This is a genomic window from Sphingomonas sp. KR3-1, from assembly GCF_040049295.1.
Lineage (GTDB): Bacteria > Pseudomonadota > Alphaproteobacteria > Sphingomonadales > Sphingomonadaceae > Sphingomonas.
Genome location: NZ_JBDZDQ010000001.1, coordinates 78115 through 91697, shown reverse-complemented (window position 1 = coordinate 91697; position 13583 = coordinate 78115). Strand labels below are relative to the sequence as shown.

Annotated in this window: 12 protein-coding genes and 1 tRNA gene; 4 read left to right on the top strand and 9 right to left on the bottom strand. The window is 68.1% G+C overall.

What is annotated here, in order from left to right; translation table 11 throughout:
* Positions 1-51: 51 nt before the first annotated feature.
* The 3 genes from ABLE38_RS00470 to ABLE38_RS00460 form a co-directional block, all read right to left on the bottom strand.
* On the bottom strand, positions 52-651 hold the full coding sequence (locus ABLE38_RS00470; protein WP_348972213.1) for a hypothetical protein: 600 nt from the start codon (positions 649-651) through the stop codon (positions 52-54).
* A gap of 118 nt (positions 652-769) precedes the next feature.
* Positions 770-1282 carry a phosphoribosyltransferase family protein gene (locus tag ABLE38_RS00465; RefSeq protein WP_348972212.1) on the bottom strand — a complete coding sequence of 171 codons (513 nt, stop codon included), beginning with the start codon at positions 1280-1282 and terminating at the stop codon, positions 770-772.
* Complete coding sequence (locus ABLE38_RS00460; RefSeq protein WP_348972211.1) at positions 1279-2295, bottom strand: adenosine deaminase; 1017 nt, start codon at positions 2293-2295, stop codon at positions 1279-1281. The genes ABLE38_RS00465 and ABLE38_RS00460 overlap by 4 nt, the downstream gene beginning before the upstream one ends.
* A gap of 70 nt (positions 2296-2365) precedes the next feature.
* On the opposite strand from ABLE38_RS00460, the gene ABLE38_RS00455 reads away from it, so the two are divergent.
* The gene (locus ABLE38_RS00455) at positions 2366-2578 is read left to right on the top strand and encodes a KTSC domain-containing protein (protein ID WP_348972210.1); all 213 of its coding nucleotides are present in this window, start codon (positions 2366-2368) and stop codon (positions 2576-2578) included.
* Here ABLE38_RS00455 and ABLE38_RS00450 read toward each other — a convergent pair.
* Complete coding sequence (locus ABLE38_RS00450; protein ID WP_348972209.1) at positions 2547-3632, bottom strand: AraC family transcriptional regulator; 1086 nt, start codon at positions 3630-3632, stop codon at positions 2547-2549. The genes ABLE38_RS00455 and ABLE38_RS00450 overlap by 32 nt on opposite strands.
* Before the next feature lie 176 nt (positions 3633-3808).
* Here ABLE38_RS00450 and ABLE38_RS00445 point away from each other — a divergent pair, with 176 nt between their 5' ends.
* Positions 3809-4654 carry an ATP-binding protein gene (locus tag ABLE38_RS00445; RefSeq protein WP_348972208.1) on the top strand — a complete coding sequence of 282 codons (846 nt, stop codon included), beginning with the start codon at positions 3809-3811 and terminating at the stop codon, positions 4652-4654.
* 229 nt (positions 4655-4883) lie between these two features.
* Here the strand turns inward: ABLE38_RS00445 and ABLE38_RS00440 are convergent.
* From ABLE38_RS00440 to moaA, 3 genes are all read right to left on the bottom strand, one after another.
* Positions 4884-4958: transfer RNA gene (locus ABLE38_RS00440), tRNA-Asn, on the bottom strand.
* Between the two features lie 72 nt (positions 4959-5030).
* Positions 5031-5801, bottom strand: a complete 771-nt coding sequence (locus tag ABLE38_RS00435) for an NAD kinase (RefSeq protein WP_348972207.1) — start codon at positions 5799-5801, stop codon at positions 5031-5033.
* Positions 5798-6796 (bottom strand): GTP 3',8-cyclase MoaA, encoded by a 999-nt coding sequence (gene moaA, locus ABLE38_RS00430; RefSeq protein ID WP_348972206.1) that lies wholly within the window; start codon positions 6794-6796, stop codon positions 5798-5800. Before moaA ends, ABLE38_RS00435 begins: the two co-directional genes overlap by 4 nt.
* A gap of 59 nt (positions 6797-6855) precedes the next feature.
* Here moaA and ABLE38_RS00425 point away from each other — a divergent pair, with 59 nt between their 5' ends.
* Together ABLE38_RS00425 and ABLE38_RS00420 are read left to right on the top strand one after the other, a co-directional pair.
* The gene (locus tag ABLE38_RS00425) at positions 6856-8847 is read left to right on the top strand and encodes a bifunctional diguanylate cyclase/phosphodiesterase (protein ID WP_348972205.1); all 1992 of its coding nucleotides are present in this window, start codon (positions 6856-6858) and stop codon (positions 8845-8847) included.
* The gene (locus ABLE38_RS00420; RefSeq protein ID WP_348972204.1) at positions 8844-9227 is read left to right on the top strand and encodes a hypothetical protein; all 384 of its coding nucleotides are present in this window, start codon (positions 8844-8846) and stop codon (positions 9225-9227) included. Before ABLE38_RS00425 ends, ABLE38_RS00420 begins: the two co-directional genes overlap by 4 nt.
* Before the next feature lie 3 nt (positions 9228-9230).
* Here the strand turns inward: ABLE38_RS00420 and ABLE38_RS00415 are convergent, their stop codons facing one another.
* Entirely contained in the window at positions 9231-9740 is a 510-nt protein-coding gene (locus ABLE38_RS00415) for a GAF domain-containing protein (RefSeq protein ID WP_348972203.1), read from the bottom strand.
* 381 nt (positions 9741-10121) lie between these two features.
* Positions 10122-13577: a transcription-repair coupling factor gene (gene mfd, locus ABLE38_RS00410; protein WP_348972202.1), complete on the bottom strand. Its 3456-nt coding sequence runs from the start codon at positions 13575-13577 to the stop codon at positions 10122-10124.
* Positions 13578-13583: the final 6 nt, after the last annotated feature.

Genomic DNA, 13583 nt, shown 5'->3' with positions numbered 1-13583 from the left:
TCCCTCTCGAAAGCCCCTCCCGCCTGAGCCGGAGGGGTTTTTCGTATCCGCTTACTTCTGCGTGGGCATCTGGATCGACGGGCCGAGGCGGCTGACGACCTCGTGCGCGTCGAAGGCGCGCAGATTGTCCATGGGCTTGGGGCCCTTGCCCATCACCACTTCGGCCATCGCTTCGTACTGGGTGACGGTGCGATAATCCCAGTCGCGGTCGCGCCAGAAGGGATCGTCATAGAAGGGGTCCCAGCTGCGCCAGCCGCCATAGCGCGGGCCGCGATAGAAGCGCCAGGACGGGCTCCAATAGCCCCAGGGGCCGGGGCCGCCCCACGCGCTCGGCGTGCTGACGATATCGGTCTTCTTCTCGGTGTCGCGATCGGACAGGACGAAATAGTCGAAGCCCTGCTGCAGCGTCAGCTCGGCGGCGCGATAGAGCAGGTAGCGCTCGACCGTCTCGCGCGCGGTGAGGCTGTTGCCGGCGAAGCTGACGCGGAAGCGATTGCCTTCGATCTGCGTGTCCGAATAGCCGGCGCGGGCGCTGCCGCTGCCGACAGCCGGCTGATAGGGGGTCGCGGTCATACAGGCGGACAGCGAGACGCTGCCGGCGAGGATGAGGGCAAGCGCTGCGATCCGGGTGCGCTTGGGAGTGCTCAGCATGGTTCCTCCAGGTTAAATCTTGGGCACGGGTATGACGGAACGAACGCGTGCCGGCAGTGATGTGTCCACGGCGGAGCGTGCCAGAAGCGCGATTGACCGTGGGTGAATGAACTCGAATTCATGCAAGGCGTTCAGGGACTTCCATGGCTTCGGCGGACAGCGTGTCGCGTGGCGCCATCGCCTCCCAGGGGAAGACGAACCAGTCCTTGTGGATCGATCGGTCGATCTGGCGCGCGCCATAGTCGACGCGCTGCGATGAGCGGATATTGTCGAGCAGCACGGCGAAGCGGATGCGGCTGGCGAACGCTTCCTCGGCCGCCAGCGCGGCGCGGATCTCGCCGATCGTCTTGCCGCTGTCGTTGATGTCCTCGACGAAGAGCAGCCGGTCGCCTTCGCGCGTGCGCCGCGCCAGCACCGCGACCAGTTCCTCGCCGAACTGGGCGATCCTGGTCGAATGGTCGATCGAGACGAGCGGCAGGCCCATCCGGTGCGACAGGAACACCGCCGGCGTCAGCCCGCCGCGGCCGATGCCAACGAGGAGGGTAGGGTTCCAGGCCTCCGCCGCTTCGGCGATGGCGTGGATGCCCGCCACCATCTCTTCGTGGGTGAAGTGGGTGAACACGATGCTCATGCGTGCTCCTTCGCATAGGCGTCGACGCGCGACAGGTGCGCGGCGACTTCGTCATCGGAAAGGAAGGAGCCCAGGAAACTGTTCCGTGCCAGCGTGACGAGATCGCGGCGGCTCAGCGCACGGCCCTGGGCGATGGCCCGGTAGTTGTCGGCGACATAGCCGCCGAAATAGGCCGGATCGTCCGAATTGACCGTGGCGCGCAGGCCGAGCTCGAGCATCCGGTCGATCGGGTGCTCGTCGACCGAGGCGACGTTGCACAGCTTGACGTTGGAGAGCGGGCAGACGGTGAGCGTCATCGACGCGCGGGCGAGGCGGGCGACCAGCGCCGGATCCTCGAGGCTGCGATTGCCATGGTCGAGCCGGTCGACTTGGAGCAGGTCGAGCGCTTCCTCGACATAGGCAGGCGGCCCCTCCTCGCCGGCATGGGCGACGCGCTTGAGCCCCATCGCGGCGGCGGCGGCGAAGACGCGCTCGAACTTGGACGGCGGGTGGCCGACCTCGGACGAATCGAGGCCGACGCCGGCGATCCGGTCGATCCAGGGCTGGGCCTGGCTGAGCGTCTTGAACGCGTCTTCCTCGTCGAGATGGCGCAGGAAGCACAGGATCAGCTTCGAAGTAATGCCGAGCCGTTCCTCGGCCTCCGCCATGCCCGCTAGCAGCCCGTTGGCGACCACGCCGAACGGGATGCCGCGGTGCGTGTGCGTCTGCGGGTCGAAGAAGATCTCGGCATGGACGACGCCGTCCTTCGCCACGCGCTCGAAATAGGCCAGCGCCAGGTCGCGGAAATCTTCTTCGGTGCGCAGCACGTTGGCGCCGGCATAATAGATGTCGAGAAAGTCCTGCAGGTTCGAGAATTCATAGGCCGCGCGCACTTCCTCCACCGAGGCAAAGGGGATCGCGACCTGGTTGCGCTGGGCGAAGGCGAACATCTGCTCGGGCTCGAGGCTGCCCTCGATATGCAGATGGAGCTCGGCCTTGGGCAGGCCGGCGATAAAGGCGTCGAGGTCTGTCATCGCCGGAGCATCGCAGGCGGGCGGGGGAGTCGCAAGGGGAGCGCGGCGGTTCGCCGCGCGTTGCACCCGCATGCCGTCGAGCGTGATCCGCGCCTGGTCCTATGACGAAGCCGAGCACCGGCTCGACATCACTTTCGTCTCCGGACGCCGCTACCACTATCATGCCGTGCCGGAGCGAGTCGCGCAGGGCATGAAGCAGGCGATCTCGAAGGGCAGCTACTTCAACCGACGCATCCGCGACCGGTTCGCGTTCACAATGGCGGAAACGGCGCCAGCGGCGTGAAGGCGGCGGGCTCGCTGGGCGGCGCGCCGTCCCGTGCGAGCGGCGATGCGGTCTCCTCGCCGGCATGGCGACGCCAGGCGCTGGGCGACATGCCAAATTCGGAGCTGAACCAGCGGGTGAATGCGGCCGGCGAGGCATAGCCAAGCATCTCGCCGACCGAGCCCAGCGGATGGACGGCGTTGAGCAGGTGGCGGACCACCAGTTCGCGGCGCACATGGTTGAGCACTGCGCTGAACCCGCTTCCCTCCGCATCCAGCCGGCGCTGGAGCGTACGCGGCGCCACGCCGAGGTGCCGCGCGACATGCTCGATCGATGCATGGCCCGAGGAGAGCAGCACATAGAGAGCGCGCCGGGTCCGCTCGACTTCGCTCAGCACCGGCGCCGAGGGCAGCTGCGTCTCGAAATAGCTGTTGGCATAGGCGGCGAGGTTGGAGCGGTAGCTCGGGTTGCGCGCCCGCAGGGTGGCGAGGCTGTAGACCACGCCGTTGACGTCGCTGCCGAACATCACTGGGCAGCCGAGCACGCGGTGGTGCACATCGAGCGTGCGCGGCCCGGCGTGCATGAAGTGCAGGCAATCGGCCTTCCACGCCGCGCCGCCGATCTCGACGAAGGCGCGCGCCAGGATCGCGCCGACCGCCTCATGCGCCTGGCGGGGCACGAAATCGATGTTGCTGACGATCTGGGTACGGACCAGCGCGCTGTCGTCCTCGATCTCCAGGCTGAAGGTGAGCAGGTCGCTGAGCAGATGCTGATAGCGGATCAGCGTGCGGATCGCGTCTTCCAGCGTCTCCTGCTGCTGGAGGACGAGGCTGACGGGGCCCAGCGCGGAGAGGTCGCGCCGCTCGGCGATCAGCATCGCGAATTGCGGGCAATTGGCCTCCATCGCCGAGCGTTCGAGGATCGAGGCGATCGCGCCGCGCGGCAACCGCTCCTCCGGATTGCGCAATTGGGAGGGATTCACGCCGGCGTCGGCCAGGATTCGATAGGGATCGAGGCCCACTTCGAGTGCAACCGAAACATAGTTCATCAATATGGCTGCACGTCCCGAAGTCATGCAGGGCCTCCCCATGCCCGGACTGCATCCGGAGCATGGTAATTTCTATGCAGGGTGACGCGAACTGCCAAGTGGCTGGCGCGAAATGCAAAGCAAGATAGCGCTACCATGGCTAATGGCAGCCGTGACACCGGTGTTCCTGGGCAGGAATATCGGGGGGCACGGAGAATATTTAGATGGGGTTCGAAGGAGTCGCGCGGCGTACCGGGCGAGATGACGAGCAGATTGTGCGTGATTCGGGCGAGTCGGCGTTCCCTTCGGCCAGTGATTCGCCCCTCGCGGTGCCGTGCGCGCCGAACGACCCTGCCGCCCGCGCGCGGCTGACGGCGATGAGCGCGATGGCGGCGGCGATGGCGCACGAACTGAGCCAACCGCTTACCGCCGCGAGCAACTATATGCAGGGATGCGCCGCCGTGCTCCGCCAGCGCATCCACGGCCTGGAGCAGCTGCTCGGCTTCATCGAGGACGCGGCCGCGCAGACCGCGCGCGCTTCGGACATCGTGTTGCGTATGCGTTCCTTCGTGAAGACCGGCCGGATCGATGCGCGCCCCGAATGCCTGGCCGAGATGCTCGACGCCGTCAGTGCCCGCCTGTCGTGTCTGAGCAATGTCGAGGTGGTTCGCGACCTGGCGCCGGACGCGACCTGCGTGCTGGGTGATCGCATCCAGATCGAGATGGTGCTTTCCAACCTGCTGCTCAACGCCGCCCAGGCGATGTGGAGCAGCGACGTGCGCCGCATCGTGGTCGCGAGCCGGCGTGAGGGTGATCGCATCCTCATCCGCGTGGCTGACACCGGCCCCGGCGTGGCGCCGGAAATCCGCGAGCATCTGTTCGAGCCGATGGTGAGCACCAAGGTGGACGGCACCGGCCTCGGCCTCGCCATCTCGCAGACGATCGTTGACGCGCATGACGGCACGCTGACCATCGAGCCGTCCGAGCCGTCCGAGCCGTCCGAGCCGTCCGAGCCGGGCGAAGGCGCGGTGTTTGTGCTGGCGCTGCCGAGCGGGTCCGACTTCGCCTGAGGAATCCCCCCGAGAAGCCCGTTCCCCCTACGGGCTTCCGAAGCCCCGCCCGCGTCCCCCCGCGGGCGGGGCTGTTTCGTTTTTTTTGGGGGTACGTGGGATATGTGGCGATGAGCGGGGGCACAGGCTCGTGACACCAGCGGTCGCGGAGTCCTGGCCAGCCTCAAGCGCAACATCGGCGCGCAAGAAAAGCGCGAAAGCAATCCGGCGATTTCAAGGGGGTTGGAGGTGGCTCCCTGAGTAGGATTCGAACCTACGGCCGCTCGATTAACAGTCGAGAGCTCTACCGCTGAGCTATCAGGGATCACCATCTTTCCGCGCGGCGTGCCGCAGCGGAGGCGGCCCTATGCAGCGGGTTTTTCGGAATTGCAAGGGGTCAGGCGACGAATTGTTCCATCGTAATCCGGTCGTCCAAAGCATGCTCCGGATCGAAGAGAAGCGTGAGGTCGCGGTGGTGGTCGATCTCGATCTCGACGCGCGCGACGTCGCGCACTTCGCGCTGGTCCGCGACAGCGCTGACCGGGCGCTTGTCCGCCTCCAGCACGCGAATCGCGATGCGCGCCTTGTCGGGCAGGATCGCCCCGCGCCAGCGCCGCGGACGGAAGGGGCTGATCGGCGTCATCGCCAGCATCGCCGAGCCGAGCGGCAGGATCGGGCCCTGCACCGAGAGGTTGTAGGCCGTCGATCCCGCCGGCGTTGCCACCAGCATGCCGTCGCAGACCAGCTCGGGCAGCACGATACGATCGTTGACCGTGACCTCGAGCTTGGCGGTCTGGCGGGTCTCGCGCAGGAACGAGACTTCGTTGATCGCGGGCAGCTCGAAGCGCTCGCCCGCGGCGTTGGTCGCGCTCATCTTGAGCGGGCTGACCTTGAACGGCTTGGCGCGGGCGAGCCGCTCGTCGAGCCGTTCGCGCCGCCAGTCGTTCATCAGGAAGCCGATCGTGCCGAGGTTCATGCCGAACACGGGAAGGTTGCGGCGCTCCTCGAGCAGCATGTGCAGCGTCTGGAGCATATGGCCGTCGCCGCCCAGGGCGACGATCATCTCCGCCTGCTCGACTGGCACCCAGTCATAGGTCGCGCGCAGCTCGTCGGCGGCGAGCTGGGCGGGTTCGGTGGGCGAAGCGACGAGCGCGCGCAGCTGGCTCATCCGCCGGTGACGCTCATGTGGCGGCGCGTGGCCGGGGCGGCGCCGGCGGCGATGCGGAAATCATGGCGGGCGGGCTTGCGCAGCAGCGCATCGTCGATCGCGTCGTCGAGGCCGGCGAGACCCTGGCCGCGCAATGCGGCCTTCAGGTCCACGCCCTCGTCATGGCCGAGGCACATATAGAGCTTTCCATCGGTGGCGAGGCGGACGCGGTTGCATCCGTCGCAGAAATTGGCGGTGAGCGGGGTGATCAGGCCGAGGCGCGTGGCGGTGCCCGCGACACGCCAGTAGCGGGCCGGGCCACCGGTACGGTGGGTGTCCGGAATGAGGTCGAAGCGCTCCTTGAGATCGGTCAGCACGCCGGTGAGCGCCAGGAAGCGATCGGCGCGGTCCTCGTCGACCTGGCCGAGCGGCATCGTCTCGATCAGGGTCAGGTCCATGCCGCTCGCAGCGGCCCAGGCGAGCATCGGGGCGATCTCGGCTTCGTTCAGGCCCTTCAGCGCGACCATGTTGAGCTTCACTGCCAGGCCGGCAGCGCGGGCGGCCTCGATGCCGACCAGCACCCTGATCACGTCGCCGTGGCGGGTGACGTGACGGAAGACGTCCGGATCGCGGCTGTCGATGCTGACATTGACGCGGCGTACCCCGGCATCGCGCAGAGCCTGCGCATGCTCGGCCAGGCGCGTGCCGTTGGTGGTGAGCGTGACTTCGTCCAGACCGCTGCCCAAATGGCGGGCGATGCGGCGTACCAGGTCGAGCGTGTCGGCGCGCACCAGCGGTTCGCCGCCGGTGAGGCGGATCTTGCGCACGCCGCGGGCGACGAAGCGATCGGCGACCAAGGCAAGCTCGTCGAGGCTGAGCAGTTCCGCGCGCGGCAGGAAGGTCATCGTCTCGGACATGCAGTAGCGGCAGCGCAGGTCGCAGCGATCCGTTACCGATATCCGCAGATACTGGATCGTACGGCCATGGGCGTCGATCAAGGCGGGCGCGGCTGCCATGTGCGACGGGTTACGCATGATGATAGCGGTGGGCAAGCGTTCGCGTTATCGAGGGCGGAATGTCCGAAGATTTCACAGTCATCGAAAGCACCAACGCCGGCAATGCAGACGCGGCGCCGGTGTTCGTCCTCAGCTTCCGCCAGCGCGACGAAGTCGCTGCGGCCGCGGCGGGGGGAGGCTGGCGCGTGGTCGCGGCCCGGCGCTCGGACTCGCTCGAGCGGCGCTTCCTGGCGAGCGGCGCCGCGGTTGCGGTGATCGATGCGCGCGGCGCGCTCTCCGAGGGGCTCGACGCGACCAAGATCCTGGGCGCGACGATCGAGGCGCATGGCGCGGCGATGCTGATCCTCGTCTCGCAGAGCGACACGGTGCACATGCGCCACTTTTTCGACGCCGGGGCGACGCACTTCCTGTCGAGCCCAATGTCCTCGGCGGCGATGGCGCACGCGATCCGCTTCGCCCAGCGCCATGTCGAGCGGCTGGCCGGGTGGAACGGGCAGGAGAAGGGGCCGCCCGAGCCGCTCGGCTGGCGCTTCGACCCCTGCATGCGCTCGCTCCAGCTGACGCCGGCGCTGGCCGGGCTGCTCGGCCTGCCCGAGGCGCCGGGCACGCGCGCCTTCTTCGCGCAGCTCGAGCCCGCCGACCGGGCGCTGGCGCGCACGGCGCTGCGCCGCCTCGGCGCGGAAAAGCCTTCCACTGCCTTCGCGCACGACCTGGCGGGCGTCGGGCGGGTGGTGCAGCATCTGCAATATGACGCGCAGACCAACCGGCTGCACGCGCTGGTCGAGGCGCTGGGCGTGGCGCCCGATGCCAATGCGGCGGTGCGCGACGCACTCACCGGCGCGCGCGACGGGCCGAGCGCGCGGCGCTGGATCGACCGGCGGATCGCCGAGGGCAGCCCGGTCAGTATCGTGCTCATCGGGCTGACGCGCTTCGAGACGGTCAACACCGCCTATGGCCGCACCGTGGGCGACGAGCTGCTGCGCAGCGTCTCGCGCCGGGTGGGCGAAGTGGCGCGCGACGTGCTCGGCAAGGGCGCGATCATCGCGCGGATCGGCGGATCGGAATTCCTCGTCGCCAGCGACGATGCCGATGCCGCGCGGATCGGCATGGCGGCGGCGCGGCTCGAGGATGCGCTGGCGCGGCCCTTCGTCGCCGGCGGCGACATCGCCCCGCTCGGCGCGCGGATGGTCACCGGCGCGAGCCAGGCGGGCGACACCGCGGCGGCGCTGCTCCGCCGGGCGAGCGAGGCGCTGCTCGGCGACGTGCCGCTGGAAAAGGGCGCGCCGCCGATCGACCTGCTCGTCGATAATCTCCACCGCGCGCTGGAGCGCAGCGAGATCGGCGTGCTGTTCCAGCCGCAGGTCTCGATCGCTACCGGGCAGGTGGTGGGCGTGGAGGCGCTGGCACGCTGGAACCACCCCGAGTTCGGCGAGCTTGGCGCGGAGACGCTGTTCGCCGCCGCCGAGCGCGCGGGGCTCGATGCGACGCTGTCCGATCATGTCCAGCGTCGGGCGCTGGCGGCGGCGGCCAACTGGCCGATGTCGCTCGCCAAGCTGCGGCTCTCGATCAACGTTACCGCGGCCGATGTCGCCCGCTCCGGGTTCGTCGACGTGCTGCTCGGGCGGATCGACGCGAGCAATTTCCCGCGCAACCGACTGACGGTGGAGCTCACCGAGAGCGGCATCATGTCGGACCTGGGCGAGGCGGCGCGGCTGCTCACCATGCTGCGCGCCGCAGGCTGCCGCGTGGCGATCGACGATTTCGGCACCGGCTATTCGAGCTTGGCGTATCTGAAGGCACTGCCGCTCGACTATCTCAAGATCGACAAGAAGCTGAGCCAGGACATCACCGGCTCGCACCGCGACCGGGTGGTGGTGCGCGGGGTGATCGACATGGCGCGCTCGCTGGGGCTGGCGGTGGTGGCCGAGGGCGTGGAGACCGCCGAGCAGCTCGATCTGCTCGCCAAGGAAGGCTGCCAGTATTTCCAGGGCTATCTCTGCTCGGGCGCGATCGACGTGCCGGCGCTCGCCCAGCTGGTGAGCCGCGCATGAGCGATCCGCGCGAGATGAGCGGCGTCTGGTACGGCCGCTATGTGAGCCGGGGCGGGCAGCAGGACAATGGCTTCATCGCCGTGCTGGAGGAAGCGGGCGGCGTCTTTTCGGGCACGATCAGCGAGCCGGACGGGCAGGGCGGGGTGCGCCGCGCCACCGTTGCCGGGCGGCGCAGCGGCACGCGGATCCAGTTCGTGAAGCAATATCACGGGCGGTGGAACCACGCGGTCTTCTACGAAGGCGGCGTCGACGAGCAGGGCACACAGGCGAGCGGCAACTGGAAGGTCGAGACGCTGGTCGGCGGCTTCAGCATGCAGCGCGAGAAATTCTCGATCGAAGAGCTGGAAGCGGAGGAAGAGGACGGCATCGCCCTCCACTGACGCTCAGGCCAGGTCGGCGCCTTTGCCGTCGGTAACGCGGCCCAGCGTGACCCCGGCATAACGCGCCAGGCTGGCGAGCAGCGCCGATGCGCCCGGATCGATCGCGCCGGCGGTGCGCCAGTAGGCGCCCATCGCCATGCTCGGCCCCATCAGCCCGATCGGATACATCGCCATGCTGCGCACGAAGGTCGGCCGATAGGCGTCTACCGGCACGCGGGGGTCCTCATAGATGTCGGGGATGTGGATCGGGTGCGCCTCAATGATGGCCAGGCCCGAGATGCACGCTTCGATCGGGAAGCTTTGCCCCGACCAGAGCGGCTCGAGCGCGTCCTCGGCGATATAGGCGACCTGGTTGCCGTCGCGGCGGATCACGGTGATGCCATCGGCCTGGGCAATGGTGCGAGCGGATTCGCGCAGGATCGCGACGATCTCGTCGATCGAGCCCGCGTGCGACAGCCGGGCCATCGCCTCGGTCAGCAGCCGACGTTGCTCGAAACTGTCCGGCTGACCCAAGATGCGCTCCCCAACGGCGGACTCGTTACGTGTCTCGCACCTGTCAACTACGTCTGTCACGGCTTGATACGCAGCCTTACCTCAAAGATTCCAACAGGAAACGCGCCGGATCGGGTCAGTCCGGGGACGACAAATATCCGCGGCGACTCGTTTCCGCCCGCGCCCGGCAGGGTGCGGTGGAAACAATATACTCGCCGACGGGCAACGTTTCAGGCGACATCCTGAACCCGGACGCCGTTCGCGCAACTACGCAAAAATACCGGGATCACGTGAGCGGATTCCTTGATGCGGCGCACGGCTGCAGCCGCGGACCGGAGTTTCCCTATTCTTAGGAGGCTCCGGACGGTTGCGGGCAAAGCGATGCACTTTCTTTCCCGCGCGTTAGCCGGCGGCCTTGGCAAGCCCACGCGAGAGCTGGAGCGCGCCGTTGAGCCGCGCCTGGGGGGTCGCCCACGCACGGGCGATCACCAGCTTCATGTCCGGCCGCAGCTTGGCCGTGCCCTCCAGCTTGTCGACATAGGCAAGCAGGCCTTCGACGTTGGGGAACTTGTCGTTATGGAAGGTGACGAGCGCGCCCTTGGGACCGACATCGAGCTTGGCGATGCACGCGGTCTTGGCGTTGAGCTTGGCCTCGATCAGCGTGATGAGGTTCTCGGTCGCCTCGGGCAACTTGCCGAACCGGTCGATCAGCTCGGCCGCGAAGGACTCGATGCCGGCGCGATCCTCGACATCGTTGAGGCGGCGATACAGGCCCATGCGCAGGTCGAGATCCGGCACATATTCCTCGGGGATCATGATCGGCGCGTCGACGGTGATCTGCGGACTCAGGTCGCGCGGGCGCTCGTCGCGCAGGCCGCCGGCCTTGGCGTCCATGATCGCCTCTTCCAGCATCGACTGGTAGAGTTCGTAGCCGACTTCCTTGATATGGCCCGATTGCTCGTCGCCGAGCAGATTGCCCGCGCCGCGGATGTCGAGGTCGTGGCTGGCGAGCTGGAAGCCGGCGCCCAGGCTCTCGAGGTCCGAAAGCACCTTGAGCCGCTTCTCCGCCGCCTCGGTCATCAGCCGCTGGGCTGGCGTGGTGAGATAGGCATAGGCGCGCGTCTTCGAGCGCCCGACGCGGCCACGCAGCTGGTAGAGCTGGGCGAGGCCGAACTTGTCGGCGCGGTTGATGATCAGCGTGTTGGCGCTCGGAATGTCGATGCCGCTTTCGATGATCGTCGTCGAGACGAGCAGGTCGTACTTGCGATCATAGAAGGCGGACATCCGCTCCTCGACTTCGCCCGCCGCCATCTGGCCGTGCGCGACGACGAAGCTGATCTCGGGCACGTCGTTGCGCAGGAACTCCTCGATATCGGGCAGGTCGGAGACGCGCGGGGTGACGAAATAGGCCTGGCCGCCGCGATAATGCTCTCTGAGGAGCGCCTCGCGCAGCACCACCGGATCCCAGGGCATCACATAGGTGCGCACCGCCAGGCGATCGACCGGCGGCGTCTGGATCACGCTGAGCTCGCGCAGGCCCGACATCGCCATCTGCAGCGTGCGCGGGATCGGGGTGGCGGTCAGGGTAAGGACGTGGACGTCCGCCTTCATCGCCTTCAGCCGTTCCTTGTGCGTGACGCCGAAGCGCTGCTCCTCGTCGACGATGACCAGGCCGAGGCGCTTGAACTCGACGCCCTTGGCGAGGACGGCATGCGTGCCGACGACGATGTCGATCGTGCCGTCCGCCGCGCCGTCCTTGGTCGCCTTCATCTCGGTGGTGCCGACCAGGCGTGAAAGGCGGCCGACCTTGATCGGGAAGCCTTCGAAGCGCTGGCTGAAGTTGTTGAAGTGCTGGCGGGCGAGGAGCGTGGTCGGGCAGACGACCGCGACCTGCATCCCGGCCATCGCCGCGACGAAGGCCGCGCGCAGCGCGACCTCGGTCTTCCCGAAGCCGACATCGCCGACGATGAGGCGGTCCATCGGGCGGCCTGCAGCCAGGTCTTCGAGCACGTCGCCGATCGCGCGGTCCTGGTCGTCGGTCTCCTCGTACGGGAAGCGATCGACAAAGGCAGGATAGCCGCCCGCGTCCGGCTCGGCGATTTCGGCGGGGCGGGTGGCGCGCTTGGCCGCAGTGGCGATGAGCTCGCCCGCGATCTCGCGGATCCGCTCCTTCATCTTCGACTTGCGCCGCTGCCACGCCTCGCCGCCCAGCCGATCGAGCGTCGCGCCTTCCTCACCCGCGCCGTAGCGGCTCAGGACCTCGAGATTCTCGACGGGAACGTAGAGCTTGTCGCCGCCAGCATAGCTGAGCGCCACACAGTCGTGCGGCGCCTTCTGCACCGGGATCTGGGTGAGCCCCTCGTAGCGGCCGATGCCGTGATCGACGTGCACGACCAGGTCGCCTGGCGAGAGCGTCGCCAGCTCGTTGAGGAAGGCGTCGGTCGACTTGCGGCGCTTGGCGCGGCGGACGAGGCGGTCGCCGAGCATGTCCTGCTCAGTGAGCACCGAAACCTCGGGCGCGGAGAAGCCGTGATCGAGCGGCAGCACGATCATTGCGACGGCGCTGTCGGCGATGCCGAGCGCTTCCTGCCAGCTCTCGGCCTTGCGGGTGGTCTTGAGGCCGTGATCGGCGAGCAGGCCGGTCAGGCGCTCGCGGGCGCCGTTCGAATAGCTGGCGAGCACGGGCTTCTTGCCCGATTTGCGCAGCTTGGCGATATGCTCGACCACTGCCTCATAGACATTGGTGCTTGCGGCGCGTTCGGGCGCGAAATCGCGGGGGCCGTCGACGTTGAAGTCGAGGACGGTCGCGCTTTCGGGCTCGTGGAAGGGCGTGCTGGTGTGCGCCGGCCAGTCGGTGAGGCGCTTTTCCCACTCGCTCGCGGTCAGATAGAGCGCATCGGCGGCAAGCGGACGATAGCTGCCCGGATCGGCCGACTGGGCGCGGACGCGGTTCGACTGATAGTCGGCGATCGCCTCGAACCGGGCCTCGGCGGCGCCGGCATCGCCTGCGTCGCGGATCAGGATCGCATCGTCAGGGAGATGCTCGAACAGCGTCTCGAGCCGGTCCTCGAACAACGGCAGCCAATGCTCCATGCCGGCGAGGCGGCGGCCGTCGCTGATCGCCTGGTAGAGCGGGTCGCCGGTCGCGGTGGCGCCGAACTTCTCGCGGTACCGGGTGCGGAAGCGCTTGACCGAGTCCTCGTCGAGCAGCGCTTCGGAGGCGGGGAGGAGGGTGAAGCCGTCGATCCGCCCGGTAGTGCGCTGGTCGGCGGGATCGAAGGTGCGGACGCTCTCGATCTCATCGCCGAAGAAATCGAGGCGCAGCGCCTGCTCGGAACCGCTCGGGAAGAGATCGACCAGTCCGCCGCGCACCGCGAACTCGCCGGAATCGTTCACCGTGTCGACGCGGACATAGCCGTTCGCCTGGAGCAGCACCGCGAGCTTGTCGAGCCCGATGCGCTCGCCCGGCGCCAGGCGGGCCACGAGCTGGCGGATGCGGAACGGGGTGAGCGTGCGCTGCGTGACGGCGTTGACCGTGGTGACGATCAGGCGGGGCCTGGCGCTCTCCGCCTGGAGCGCGTGGAGCGTCGCGAGGCGCTCGGCCATGACGCGCAGCGTCGGGCTGGCGCGGTCATAGGGAAGGCAGTCCCAGGCCGGAAAGCCGAGGACTTCGAGATCGGGCGCGAAATAGGATGCGGTGCCCGCCACTGCGCGCATCGCCGCTTCGTCGGGGGCGACGAACACCGTCATCCGCCCGGTACGGGCCAGGTCGGCCAGCATCCAGGGCAGGAATCCGGCGGGGGCACCCGCGAGCGTGAGCGGCTTTTGCGCGGAGAGGATCGTCTTGAGGTCGGGCATTGGGAC

Excerpts from the sequence above, each read along its gene's own strand:
- ABLE38_RS00470 (WP_348972213.1), bottom strand. The coding sequence starts at position 651 with ATGCTGAGCACTCCCAAGCGCACCCGGATCGCAGCGCTTGCCCTCATC.
- ABLE38_RS00460 (WP_348972211.1), bottom strand. The coding sequence starts at position 2,295 with ATGACAGACCTCGACGCCTTTATCGCCGGCCTGCCCAAGGCCGAGCTC.
- ABLE38_RS00465 (WP_348972212.1), bottom strand. The coding sequence starts at position 1,282 with ATGAGCATCGTGTTCACCCACTTCACCCACGAAGAGATGGTGGCGGGC.
- moaA (WP_348972206.1), bottom strand. The coding sequence starts at position 6,796 with ATGGCAGCCGCGCCCGCCTTGATCGACGCCCATGGCCGTACGATCCAG.
- ABLE38_RS00455 (WP_348972210.1), top strand. The coding sequence starts at position 2,366 with ATGCCGTCGAGCGTGATCCGCGCCTGGTCCTATGACGAAGCCGAGCAC.
- ABLE38_RS00445 (WP_348972208.1), top strand. The coding sequence starts at position 3,809 with ATGGGGTTCGAAGGAGTCGCGCGGCGTACCGGGCGAGATGACGAGCAG.
- ABLE38_RS00425 (WP_348972205.1), top strand. The coding sequence starts at position 6,856 with ATGTCCGAAGATTTCACAGTCATCGAAAGCACCAACGCCGGCAATGCA.
- mfd (WP_348972202.1), bottom strand. The coding sequence starts at position 13,577 with ATGCCCGACCTCAAGACGATCCTCTCCGCGCAAAAGCCGCTCACGCTC.
- ABLE38_RS00435 (WP_348972207.1), bottom strand. The coding sequence starts at position 5,801 with ATGAGCCAGCTGCGCGCGCTCGTCGCTTCGCCCACCGAACCCGCCCAG.
- ABLE38_RS00420 (WP_348972204.1), top strand. The coding sequence starts at position 8,844 with ATGAGCGATCCGCGCGAGATGAGCGGCGTCTGGTACGGCCGCTATGTG.
- ABLE38_RS00450 (WP_348972209.1), bottom strand. The coding sequence starts at position 3,632 with ATGACTTCGGGACGTGCAGCCATATTGATGAACTATGTTTCGGTTGCA.